Consider the following 12,487-nt stretch of genomic DNA (forward strand, 5'->3'; position numbering starts at 1 on the left):
ATGAAACTGAAAGAAGCTTATGAGAACTATTCCTATAATAACATAGGGCAGTTCAGAGCCTTGTCGGAAACTCTTGGCTATAAAACAGAATATCATGACGGAAGCTATCTTTTCCACAAGGGGGATGACAGTATCCAATTATCTTTGGATGAAATCAGATCTAAAGCTAAAGAAAACCGGAATGAACAGCGAGCCGAGGAGTCAAAAGAAAAGGTTTGTTCGTTCTTTGACAAGAACAAGGCAAATGAGCCTTCATACATCGAAGAACTTAGAAAAAAAGGAATCAGTGTGATTCGGTGGAATGACATAAAGGGCGAGAACAAAGACGGTTTCACCATCATAGACCATAACCGTAAAGTATGCTATACAGGCCAGGAGCTATACGAATATGCACACAACACCGGCAACCTGCTGGACGGCAAAGGAACAAAACTGGAAAAGGGTATAATGTCAGACCTGATGGATATAGGTGAGAAGAAAGGGAAGCTGCGTATGAGTGAGAACGGCATTTCCGTCTTTTACCGCAAGGAAACCCTAACCATTCCGGACAGGATGCTTGGACACAAGCTTAACAAAACGGAGAAAGAGCGTCTTCTACACGGTGATATTGTTCCTTTAGATACCAAAAGAGGTACAATTATGCTTCAGGTTGACAAGGACTTGAATTCGGTAATCGTGAGATCAAGCAAAGAAATTAAGATACCTAATGTGATAGGCAAGACCGAGGAATATGACGGATATAAGTTAACCAAAGCAGACAAATATCTGCTTGCCAACGGTCATACGTTAGAGAGTAAGCTCATGCACAGCAAGGACGGATATATCCTTGCCGACATATCTCTCACAGATGACAAAAAAGGCATTCAGTTCTCAAACATACAGAGTATTACAGAAGGAAAGGCTCATGAACTGATAAAGGAGATGAGACCTAAACTGGAAGCTGTAAACCCCGTCATAGAAAATAAGGTATCGGCAGATAAAGGGCGAGACATGGACAGCGAGTTTAAGGAAGCGGTCGGTAAAAGGGACTTTGAAACGATTGACAAACTCAGGGAGGACGGTTATAAGCCAAGTGAAGATTACATCAGAGGTGTAGGAAAACAGCTGAATCTGAGTGATAATGAAATGAAGGAAGTTCAGAAGATTTTTCAGGTTAAGCCGGATGAGCTGAGCGAACATCAGAAACAGGCTGCCAAGCTTTTAGATGCAGCCTCGGTAGGAAATTACAGAGTCATTCAGGACATCCAAAAAACCGGATATCAGATAACACAGAATGATATAAAAGCCATGCGAGAAAATGGCGTACAGGAAAACACCATCATCGCCGTTCAGAAGATATTCGGTCTGGAAAACAAAAGCAAGACTTTGGGTGATGTGAAGTTGGCAAGCAGTCCGAAGCCAGACAATACAAAAGAAATGGCCAGACCAATTGCCAATACCGTAAACAAGATGTTCAACGACTTATAAAAATGCAATTATGGACTACAATGAACTGGTACAGAAAAGACAGGAAGGTGTCATCGATGACCTGGAGTTTCTGCTCGCTCAAAAAGATTTGGCAGAAATATATCTTGAAGACATGAAGTCAAGAGGAGAGAGGCCCAATAATGAGAATGCCGTCAAGTGGCTATGTGAATATGAGAATAACCATTTATACGAACAGTTATGAAAGAAGATTCAGCAGGTGACAAAGCACTGAAACAGTTTGCAGACCTCATGATTCAAAAAATAAAGGAGGTTGAGCATGACTGGAAAAAGCCCTGGTTCTCTCCGGAAGGTGGAGGGGGCTTACCACAGAACATCGAAGGCAGAGTATATAATGGGATAAACCTCTTCATGCTGTACTTACTTTCGGAAGAAAAGGGTTACAGCACACCATTGTATATGACATTCATGCAAGCTAAGGAAGCCGGAGCCTCAATTATAAAAGGAGAGAAATCGTTCCCCGTAATATACTGGAACTTTTCAGTAAAGGACAAGAACGGGAACAAGATAAGCATAGAAGACTATCGGAATCTATCAGAGGACGAAAAGAGGGAATATAAGGTAACACCATATATGAAAACCTATAACGTGTTCAATGTCTCTCAAACCAACTATCCGGAAGTCCAACCTGAGAAATGGGAAAAGCTGAAGTCACAGTTTGTTCCACCGGCTCTGAAGGATGAACAAGGCATGTACACCATGCCGTTGCTCGATGCACTTATCAGAGAAAGGCAATGGATATGTCCGATATATCCGAGAGAAAGCGACAGTGCTTATTACAGGCGTGGAGAAGGATGCCATATAATTGTCCCGCTGAAGGGACAGTTTGATACAGGGGAATCCTTTTATTCAACACTGCTGCATGAAATGGCACATTCAACCGGTGAAGTCGGTCATCTGGAAAGAGAAAAAGGAGAGGTTTTCGGAGATTCCAAATACGCCAAGGAAGAACTTATCGCAGAGCTAACTTCTGCTTCATGCGGTAAAACCATGGGTATATCAACCTGTATCAGGGAGGAGAATGCGATGTATCTGAAGAGCTGGCTGTCGGCATTGAGTCAAGATCCGAAATTCATATACACCATTCTTTCAGATGTGGCCAAGGCAAGTGCCATGATACAGGAGAAGGTTTACGGAATGGAACCTAAACTGAGCAATGATGAAAAATTCTTACTGGCGGCAAGCCAGGGCGATGAAGATAAGTTGAAAGAGTTGAAAGAAGCCGGCTATAACCCTTCGTTGCTTATGATAGACAGGCTAAATGTCAATGTAAGCAACAATGAAGGGAAAGAGGCAGTAAGCAAGGTGTTTGGAATAGATTTCGAAACTAACAAAACAGCAGAAATGAGCAAGGAAATGGTCAAGCCTGCTGAAATAACAATGAATATTTAACCCCTAAATCGAAGAATTATGTTTACAGGACAATTAATCGGTTATGTAGGTGCAGACGCACGTTCAAACAAGAGTGGTAAAGGATTTTATTTCCCTGTTTCATCAAAGTTTAAAGGAGTTGGAGACACTGAAGACAAGACTCTTTGGATAACTTGCTTTGTAAACTTTGACACAAAAATCATGGAATATATCAAAAAGGGTACTCAGGTATATGTGACTGGAGATATATTTATTGATGTATTCAAGAAAGAGGACGGAAACTGCATACCGTCTGTCACTATGAATGTAAGCCGTGTAGAACTGCTCGGCAAGAGTGAGAAGAAAGAAGAGACTAACGCATAAAGATTGAACTATGGAAAAAGAAAAGAAAGACCTGTCATTCATCCTTATACTGCTATCTACTCTGATAGGTATAGCTGTATTATTCCAGTGGGCTATAGTAAACGGTTTGTATGTTCCGGTCAGGAATCAGGCCATGTGGGAAAAACTGCTGGTAAAGGGAATCATGTTCCGTTTCCTGTATGTGATACTCATCGCCGGATTAGCTTTTCTTTTTCCATATAAGAAACCTGATGATGAAAGTAAAAAATGGTTTTACACAAGTCTGACCTTAATGACGGCCACTATACTTGTGGTTGGTTTCAGTGAGTTGTCAAACTGGTATAATCTATTCGTTTTCCCGGTGATATTTGTAGCCTACACATTGTTAATCATCAAGACAATGCCTTACTTCTTCAGGAGACATGTCAAGTCAGATGAAAGTATATTCGGCCTGAGTAATGTGGAATCACCCTTTTATTTCAGATTTGAGACAGCAAATGGGCCACTTACCATCCACAAGCCACAGCAGAATATATATATTGACGGAGGTCCGGGTTCTGGTAAATCAGAAAGCTGGATAAAGGGAATAATTTATCAGTGTGCGGAAAGGAATTATGCCGGGTTCATCTATGACTGGGAGGGTGATCCAACAAAAGATAACTCACCAATACTTTCAAGAATAGCTTACGGAAGTATCGAATACTTCAGGAAGCAGGGCAGGGAGGTACCTAATTTTGCCTACATAAACTTTATAGACATGTCGAGAACCGTCAGGGTTAATGTTCTATCGCCAAAGTATATGTCAAAGGGTAATGAGTCCTTATTCATAAGGAATATAATAGTGACACTTATGAAGAATTTGGAAGCAAGCTGGAAAGAAAAAACAGACTTTTGGGCGAACAATGCAATAAATTATGTATATTCGATAGCTTATAAATGCTTCAAGGAAAAAGACCTTGGTATCTGTACCCTACCACATGTTATAGCATTTGCCTTATCTGACAGCAACCTTGTTTTTGAGTGGCTATCTGAAGATCCGGAAATAGCACTTAATATGTCAGCCATGTTAACAGCTTGGAAATTGGGAGCTCAGCAGCAGACAGCCGGAGCTGTTTCTTCAGCACAGACACCACTTGTTCTATTGAACAACAAATATATATTTTGGGTTTTGTCTCCGCTGCCTGAAGAAGAGTTCTCACTAGATATAACAAACAAGGAACATCCTACTTTAATGTGTGTTGGTAATGCGCCCACTATTAAAGAAGCTGTATCACCGGCCATCAGCTGCATTGGCAGTGTGCTGATGTCTCAAATGAACAATCCGGGAAAGGCAACAAGCGTATTCATGGTTGACGAGTTTCCTACAATTCTTCTGCAAGGTATAGACACATTTATCGGTACAGCACGAAAACACAATGTTTCCACCATACTGGCCGTACAGGACTTCAATCAGGCAGTTAGGGACTATGGAGAAAAGAGTGCCAATATTCTCAAAGCCTCCTGCGGAACACAGGCTTACGGCATGACCGGAAATGAGAAAACAGCCAAAGATATTGAAAGTCTGTTCGGCGAAAAGAAGGAAGCCCAGGAAAGTTACTCTCACCAGGAAAGTGGTGGAGGAAGCCGAACAGAAAGCCTCCAGAAAGAGAAAGTCCTGAAAGCCCGTGAAGTGGCCGGACAGTCAGCAGGACACTTTATCGGAAAGATAGCTGGCGGACAGCCTCCTTTCTTCAATGCACAAATGAACATGTGCCGTTTTGAGGAAAAAGAAATACCACCTTTCTCTCTTCCGGTAAGACTTGATGAAGGTAACGAAAAACTCGAACTGGACATTCTTGAAGAAATCGTGCAACAGAATTATATTAAGATAATAAATGATGTAAACGAGGTCTTGAAAGGCGTTGAAGAAAAAATCAAAAAACGCAATAATCCTGATACTACACACAATCAGAGACAAGAAAGAAATTTTTATTAACTAATAAATTGAATTATCATGAAAAAGTATTTTGCAACATTATTAGCAGCAGTGAGTTTATTGACAGTATCATGCAGTAAGGATGATGATCCGACAACAGGAAGCAGTGATGCAGGAGTGTATAGAATAACAATTGAGGTCAGTGGAACTGATGCAAAAGGATTTGCACATATAACAAATCTTGACAAGGTTAATATAAGGAACGAGAAAACTGGAGATTCTTCACTGTCAATAGATGATGAATTTACGGCAAGTGCAAGTTATGTAACAGAAGGAAAGGTTAAGGAAATTGCCGCACAGGGCATGGTACATTCAAACGAAAAAGCAAGTGTAAGAATGAAGGTGACCAAAGATGGGAAAACTGTTTTTGATGAAAGCAAAAGCATAGATCCGGAAACTGGTACCGGTAAAATAGGCGAACTCAGGTTTACAACAATTTCGCAATAAGTCGTAATTTTGTATGATTATTATAGAACTATAAAGTTGTAAAACTGGATAATTTTTAGTATCTTTGTAATACATAAAACACTGATATTCAATAATGAAAGTTGATTTTAACAGACTAAAAACAGAAATTTCCCTCCCTGATTTTCTCTTAAATCTGGGTTGGAAATTTGTGGCCGGTTCTTCTAACAGCTGCCCTAAAATGAGTAATGGTACACATACCATTGTCATCAAGCGGAATGCACAAAACCAATATACCTATTGGGATGTGCACAGCGACAATGTAAGAGGCAGAACGATTCTCGACATGATGCAGGAACATCTGTTTGAGACAACCGGGAAGCAACCGACATTAAGAGAAGTCGGTGAAATCTTACAAAACTACATAAATACGAACCAGATAATTACTCCGGAAAACAGCAGATACGATGTTGGTAACACGAGCATGAGTACAGACGAACTGACAATGTACCTTAAACAGCTTTTACCTTATAAGGGTAATTATCTACAGAAACGCGGTATCTCAGAAGAAAGTATAGATAGTCCGGTTTTTAAAGATGTCTTTCTAATTAGGGAAGTTAAGAACAAAAACACCACATACAGAAACATCTGTGTAAAGATGTACAATGACAAGGGTGTCCAAGCAATTTCCCAGAGAAATGAAACATTCAAGGGAATCATCGGTGGAAAGTTTGATTGTCTGGCAACAAGTAACCATGACAAAAGCAGACCAATTGATATTTTATACGTAGGAGAATCTATCATAGACTGTATATCTCACTACCAACTATGTCACAAAGACACAAGCTTGAATCTTGTTTATGTATCTACAGAAGGTACACTTACCGAAGGACAAATGCAGCTGCTTCGTATCATTATCAGTAAGAATGAAGTGAAATCACTACGGACTATATTCGATAATGACAAGCAGGGTTATAAGTACACGCTATGGCTTGATAATAACCTTAGAGGTATGCAGCATGATGTAGAGCAAATGGATAATGAGGTATTAAAAAATACAGCTTACCAGGTTCAGAATACTGAGTTTCCACAAAAGAAAGATTGGAATGATGACCTGAAAGCAGCAACTATAGAAAAGGCCGCCGATTAAAGGCGGTCTTTTTTTACATGACAAATTAAGCATTAATTATAGTCAATCAATAAGGATAGTATCTCTGTTGCATAATTTCTCCGACAGGAAATTTTCTCTCAGGCATACTTTCGGAAAAGAAGATAGCTTAATCCACGATTTTGTTAAAGGGTTGAATTTTTTTACCACAAGTTTATCTGATGGTGATATTCGTATTACCTGGAAACCGGCTTCGCTAAGGTTTATGAGATCAGACACCTTAATCCGTTCACTCGCATTAAGAATATACTTGGATGAATGGCGCATAATGGATATACAAAATTCAATATCTGAGAGTTTAGATGACTTCTCAATAATGCACCAACTTGGCGTTTGAGAAGCGCACATTTGTTTAAGAACATATACACCTTCCTCAGTCTTGTAAATCTTAATGACATAGAAATCGCCTTGTAGTGCAACTTTAAGCAATTCTTTTTCCAGCATACTTAATATTAAGTTAGTGAATATTAAACAGTTGTATGTGTACAAAGATATTAAATTAGTACCTCTAAGGTACTTTTTTTGCTACTTTTTGTGTGAAAAAGTAGACTAACCATCAATAACCATTATTTATAAAGGTTATAGATGGTTAGTTTCTTTTCGTATGCCTTTCTTACCGTATAAGATGTACCACCTAAAGATATTTCATCCCAATAGGCAATAAGCTGAGAGGAGTGGGAAATCATATAATCATTACGTTTCAGATATGCGAAATTTGAAAAACTATCTGAAATGGTAATAACTTCATCTGCCATATTAAGAATATTAAAGTATCTGTTTCTGTATGAGTTATTAAACAGCTTATCCTGCTGCGGAAATGGCACAACAACAATAAGAACAATATCAGGAAATTCCTCTTTTAATCTAAGTACACTTTCAGCTGCTATGGTATCAAATCCGATAGCACCACCGACATAAAAAAATCGCTGACCATTCTTATAACAGAATCTAACCGCATTTTCCACCTTCTTTTTTACTTCTGCATAATTAGCTATGTGGCGATGTCCGGTAAAAGAGGTGGACAGATGGCGTTGCCATCTGTCCCGCAACTTCCGACAAACATCAAGACTGGCAGCAGTTGTCTTGTATATCTGTCCATTGTGAGCGATATAAGTATAGAAAAACAAGGTCTCATTTTGAAAGAGACCTGTTTTCTTCATTATGTATTCTTCTTTTGGTGTCATATTAGTTACTATAAACTGTTTTACCGATAAAGAGTCCTCCCAATACTTCTGCTCCCATTTTTTCTATTTTATTGGCGAAAATAGCATATGCAAATCCTTTAGTAAGAATATCATCAAAAACTATAACCTTTCTACCTTTGAAAAAATCTTGGTCGAACTCTATCTCTTGTTTGTTGTGTATTTCACTTTTACTAACATTATCATGCTCGGCTGATTTTTCTCCCTTAACCTTAATATGGTCATAAGCGTTGTACATTCCGCAAAGTTGGCAAACCATCGATGAAAAATGCTTATATCTCTTTTCGTTCTTCTCTGCACTTGAAGCCGGAACACAAGCAAAGATAATATTATTGGTTTCTTTACCATAAAGTTGAATGAGCTTGTTGGCTACCAAATGGGCTACATTTGCAAATGCCTTGCCGTCTTTGAAATCCCAAATAAGTCTTCTGATTTTCCATTCTTCTTGGGTTGCATTTCTATTCTTTGTAGACAAATAAGGATAAAAAGAAAACATCATCTTTCTCCACTGCTTGTCTAAACTTGGGTATTTTCCGAATGTTGCTGCCATATCCGTATGCTTTAGAGTGTTAAACCTTGAATTATTCTTCAGCTAGATTTAGACCTTTTTTTTAAAACCTTTGTCTTGGTTTGGTCTTTTGTCCGCTGACTTTTTTTTTAGATTGAGAATCATTCCCCATCTGAGTTTGAGCCTTTTTTTTACGGCATTCTCTTTTCAGGAAAAGTGGAATTAGAAAAGTTTTGAACGAAAAAAATGTTGGGGAAGTCGCAGACAACATCGTTATTTTTTTCAGGGCAAAGGCTCTTAGCCGGAACTCTTTCATTTCCACCAACCCTTATAAATTTGCCGTCAAAAAACAAAGGCTCTCAGATGGGGATATTTCGACCTGGAATGAGGAAGCGGACAGACAAAAAGACCATTCTAAGACAATCGGAAAAAGAAAGAATTACCTAAAAGGGCGGTGGGTGGGGAAAGAGGGTAAGCAATAAGGTGAGAGAATGCATCATCCGAAAAGATGATGTGTGAACGAGCCGGATGCCTGGTTCCGCAGCCAACGAACAATAAGTGAGGGCTAACAGGAAACAGGCATACCTTAGCAGGGTGGTGGGAGTATGACGTCTGCGTGTACGCTATCGCGACCAGCCCGAAGAGGCTACCTTAATAAAGGGCGGTGGGTGGGAATAGAGGGTGAGCAATAAGGTGAGAGAATGCATCATCCGAAAAGATGATGTGTGAACGAGCCGGATGCCTGGTTCCGCAGCCAACGAACAATAAGTGAGGGCTAACAGGAAGCAGGCATACCTTAGCAGGGTGGTGGGAGTAAGAGAACTGCGTGTACGCAAGAACAATCCTCGAAAGGGCATAAAAAAGGGTGGCCGGAGCCACCTTTCTATTTGGATTCTGTCTTCTTCGTCCTTTTCGGCTTCTTCTCTGATGGAGCCGGTTTCTCCTCTTCCTCCTTTTCAGGTGTCGGATAAAACTCGACGGCTACCATGACTATGCGGTTACGCTTCTTGTTGGTTTCACTCTCGGTCCACTCTTCCGGTTTGAAATATCCCTTTACTGTGAGCAGTTCACCCTTCTTGATTCTGTCAAATGAATCGGCTGCCTCGTTCTTACGCCAGGCTTCGACTGGCAGGAAGGCTGATGTATAGACCGTTTCTTCACCTTTCTTCTCTGAGCGGCTTACGGCTATCGAAAAACGTGCTACACTTGCTGTTTCAAAACTGCGGATCTGTGCGTCATTGGAAACGTAACCTGATACTACGAAGGAATTTTCAATCTTTTTCATAATGTATGAATTTTAGAAGTTAATTAATCAATTTTACGGTGCAATTATCTTGGAACAGACTAAGTGGTAACCATGAAAAAATGTACGAATACGCTTTTTGTGTATAACAGAAAAAGGAAGATTCTTATATTTTTTATTGGGTAAGATGGCAGCAAATAATTAATCCATGAATACGCTTTTTGTGCGTGCAGAAAAAGGAAGATTCTGGAATTAATAGGCAAGGACGGTATTTGCGAATCGGCCACTGACACTTTCGGAAAAAAGTGGAAGCTGTTCCATAAATTTGCACAAGGAAATATGATTTGACTTCGCCGGAAATTCATCTGAAAAAGTTTTTCATTCGTATTGGTTACGGTATGATGCACTGCCGGTTTTGGAATTTATGGCAAGTGTTCTTCCGAAAGCAGCCGTGCCAATCGGACATGGTGAAGAAACATACATCGGCCGACAGACGAAGCCGTAAGAACGAGCCTGCCTTGACCGACTTAAGAAAAAGGGTGTATCACTGTAAAAAAAGGGATATTTCAGGAAGAATGGCCGTGAAACCGGAGCGGTAACCGGACTGTGGCAGCCGCCGGAGACGACATCGGAGGAAGAGGAGAAAAAGGTGTGCGGTACACACCGAAAAGTACAAGAAGACATTTAAAAACGGAAGGCTTCAGCCACACAGAAAAGATGCCCTTTCGAGACTCCGCTTTCACCCGGCACCTTCAGGTGACGGGGTCTTTCCAGGGCGGGTAGAAACCGGGCTGCTGCAAATTGCCGGACAGCAGATCCCGCCGGATGATCCTGAGCCACCGGGAAGGTTCATACGGTGTGAGGTGCTGAATTTGCAAGCCGGATGTTTTATTCCTCCGGACTAAACATAGTTTGGCCAAAGGAAGGAAACATACGGTTTACAGCGTATTCCTTAGATAGGGTGGGAAGGAAAGAACTCACGTTCATTTACAAGCGATTATGACTTTCGGTTATGTAATAACGTAAGAAAGTAATTACGTTACAATGTAACATAATTACTTTTCATATCATATATAGACATCAGTCCGCCACTTATCCGCACATGCGTTTTGCAATAAGAGGAATATTCTTGTTCATCACCTTCAGAATTTCATCATGAAACTCAGAGTTCTTATTATACCGGCCTCTGCATTGAACCACTTTCATTGTCTCCAAAGAGACCTCGATTGTTTCCGTTTTTACTCCGTCCACCATAGCCGAAAAAATAAGTGAATTGTCATCATTGAAATATTCATTTGAAAAGACGCAATGATGCAATACTTCTCCTTCCTCTACAAATTCTTGAACACTTTCAAGAACACGTATCCGAATATCACCTTCATCGAAAACAAGACCGAAGAATTTTGCTTTTGCTTCCTGATAATGTTTTTCTTGCAGAACAGCTTTCCGTTTCTTTTCCCTTAGCTGTTCTTTTTCATACTCCTCTTGTTTCTTCCGACTCAATCTGTCATGTTCCCTGTTCAGATTGGAAGGACAAACATAATGAGGGTTTGAAATATCCTTATTGAAGTGTTGCAACAATCTGATATAGTCCAGCCATAAACCAATATCGGAAAAGTTATACTTATGCCGGATGCCGGTCTTAATGGCTTTCCAAATATCATCCGATATTTTATTCTTATGAGCAAAGTATTTGAAAAGAGAAATCTGTCCACATTTCAGAAGAGTTTCTTTTCTGTTGTCTGAGAGTATAGCCTTGAATACAGTGTAATGAGACAAATCGAAGGTATCTCCACAATAGCCGTTTCTTATTATCGTGTCGGATAATTGGATTTTAGGATAGATATACATCGCATCTATATCATAATAGAAACTTTCAGCACAACTTCTCAATTCAAGTTCACTATTAAAGTTCCAACTATCATAGTAATAGTTGCTCATACTTCTTTTCAGGGCAATAGTATGGGTAACACCTTTTGGGGTTAGCCATCGCTGAACAACTTCTTTAATTGAATATTGAGCAGCCTTACCCACTCTGAAATCTGCGAAAACTATGAAGTGACGTAATATCTGATATTCCTTTATTGAAATGATGATAGTAAAATACACCTTAAAAGAATAGGTTCTCTTTCTGTCAGTACTTACCTTAAGTTTTCTTCCGCAATGAGGGCATGTTGCATAAACCGGAATAGTGGAATGTGTGTCTTTCCATGTATGCGCACAATCGCAACAGGTATAGATACCTTTCGCCGTTCTCTTGGCGAAAGGTTCAATACAATGTCTGTAAGCATACTGCATCTGTCTGTTTGTGATAGGTTTCAATTTCCTTGAAAGTAAAACTATCTCTCTTTGAATTTTATTGGTAGGTTTCATATCAGAAATCGAATAATGTAGGTGCAACAATAGTTTGAGTTTGGGCAGGTTTAGCTTTTTTCCGGTTCTTCATCTTCTGAATTTCTTCATCCTGATACTGACGGATAGCGTTCTGCCTGGCTTCTGCCTTTTCTTCTTCAGTCAATTCTATGTGATGATTAACCACAACCTTGCATTGTATCTCCTTGCCTATGTCGATGTTGTCTTCATCAAAAAAATGAATACACTGACCATAAATCTCATCATCAGAAAAACCGGAGCAACCTGTACTTTGTACCCAATTAAGCACATAAGTCACGCAATCATCGATATTTTTGTGAGGCTTGTGATAGCTCTGGGCAAAGAGTTCGTCACTCGCTGCCTTATTATCCAAAAAAGCCTTGATAGTCTGTTTGAAGTGTTCTGTACCTTTCAT

The 12,487-nt window shown here is 39.8% G+C and carries 13 protein-coding genes; 8 read left to right on the forward strand and 5 right to left on the reverse strand.

The window, feature by feature from the left end:
• From H6A28_RS09625 to H6A28_RS09655, 7 genes are all read left to right on the forward strand, one after another.
• Nucleotides 1-1,467 carry a DUF3945 domain-containing protein gene (locus H6A28_RS09625; protein WP_204479986.1) on the forward strand — a complete coding sequence of 489 codons (1,467 nt, stop codon included), beginning with the start codon at nt 1-3 and terminating at the stop codon, nt 1,465-1,467.
• A gap of 10 nt (nt 1,468-1,477) precedes the next feature.
• Nucleotides 1,478-1,669, forward strand: coding sequence for a hypothetical protein (locus tag H6A28_RS09630; RefSeq protein WP_117893481.1), 192 nt, complete (start codon nt 1,478-1,480; stop codon nt 1,667-1,669).
• Nucleotides 1,666-2,877 (forward strand): ArdC family protein, encoded by a 1,212-nt coding sequence (locus H6A28_RS09635; protein WP_149917514.1) that lies wholly within the window; start codon nt 1,666-1,668, stop codon nt 2,875-2,877. The genes H6A28_RS09630 and H6A28_RS09635 overlap by 4 nt, the downstream gene beginning before the upstream one ends.
• Nucleotides 2,878-2,895: 18 nt before the next feature.
• Nucleotides 2,896-3,219: a single-stranded DNA-binding protein gene (locus tag H6A28_RS09640; protein WP_087208994.1), complete on the forward strand. Its 324-nt coding sequence runs from the start codon at nt 2,896-2,898 to the stop codon at nt 3,217-3,219.
• Between the two features lie 10 nt (nt 3,220-3,229).
• Nucleotides 3,230-5,173 (forward strand): type IV secretory system conjugative DNA transfer family protein, encoded by a 1,944-nt coding sequence (locus tag H6A28_RS09645; protein ID WP_204479994.1) that lies wholly within the window; start codon nt 3,230-3,232, stop codon nt 5,171-5,173.
• Nucleotides 5,174-5,191: 18 nt separating this feature from the next.
• A complete protein-coding gene (locus tag H6A28_RS09650) occupies nt 5,192-5,620 on the forward strand; it encodes a beta-barrel fold lipoprotein (RefSeq protein ID WP_087208987.1) in 429 nt (142 codons plus the stop codon).
• Between the two features lie 94 nt (nt 5,621-5,714).
• Entirely contained in the window at nt 5,715-6,728 is a 1,014-nt protein-coding gene (locus H6A28_RS09655; RefSeq protein ID WP_195391542.1) for a toprim domain-containing protein, read from the forward strand.
• A gap of 584 nt (nt 6,729-7,312) precedes the next feature.
• On the opposite strand, the gene H6A28_RS09660 is transcribed toward H6A28_RS09655, so the two are convergent.
• Both H6A28_RS09660 and H6A28_RS09665 read right to left on the reverse strand, forming a co-directional pair.
• The gene (locus H6A28_RS09660; RefSeq protein WP_087208977.1) at nt 7,313-7,930 is read right to left on the reverse strand and encodes an SLOG family protein; all 618 of its coding nucleotides are present in this window, start codon (nt 7,928-7,930) and stop codon (nt 7,313-7,315) included.
• A gap of 1 nt (nt 7,931) precedes the next feature.
• Nucleotides 7,932-8,498, reverse strand: coding sequence for a phosphoribosyltransferase (locus tag H6A28_RS09665; protein ID WP_087208975.1), 567 nt, complete (start codon nt 8,496-8,498; stop codon nt 7,932-7,934).
• A 191-nt stretch (nt 8,499-8,689) separates the two neighbouring features.
• On the opposite strand from H6A28_RS09665, the gene H6A28_RS09670 reads away from it, so the two are divergent.
• A complete protein-coding gene (locus H6A28_RS09670) occupies nt 8,690-8,938 on the forward strand; it encodes a hypothetical protein (protein WP_204479996.1) in 249 nt (82 codons plus the stop codon).
• A 401-nt stretch (nt 8,939-9,339) separates the two neighbouring features.
• Here the strand turns inward: H6A28_RS09670 and H6A28_RS09675 are convergent, their stop codons facing one another.
• The 3 genes from H6A28_RS09675 to H6A28_RS09685 form a co-directional block, all read right to left on the reverse strand.
• A complete protein-coding gene (locus tag H6A28_RS09675; RefSeq protein ID WP_195651903.1) occupies nt 9,340-9,741 on the reverse strand; it encodes a single-stranded DNA-binding protein in 402 nt (133 codons plus the stop codon).
• Between the two features lie 1,050 nt (nt 9,742-10,791).
• On the reverse strand, nt 10,792-12,072 hold the full coding sequence (locus tag H6A28_RS09680) for a PcfJ domain-containing protein (protein WP_204479998.1): 1,281 nt from the start codon (nt 12,070-12,072) through the stop codon (nt 10,792-10,794).
• A gap of 1 nt (nt 12,073) precedes the next feature.
• Nucleotides 12,074-12,487, reverse strand: a complete 414-nt coding sequence (locus H6A28_RS09685; protein WP_117893660.1) for a PcfK-like family protein — start codon at nt 12,485-12,487, stop codon at nt 12,074-12,076.

Origin of the sequence: Bacteroides mediterraneensis (genome assembly GCF_016900355.1) — a bacterium.
GTDB lineage: Bacteria > Bacteroidota > Bacteroidia > Bacteroidales > Bacteroidaceae > Phocaeicola.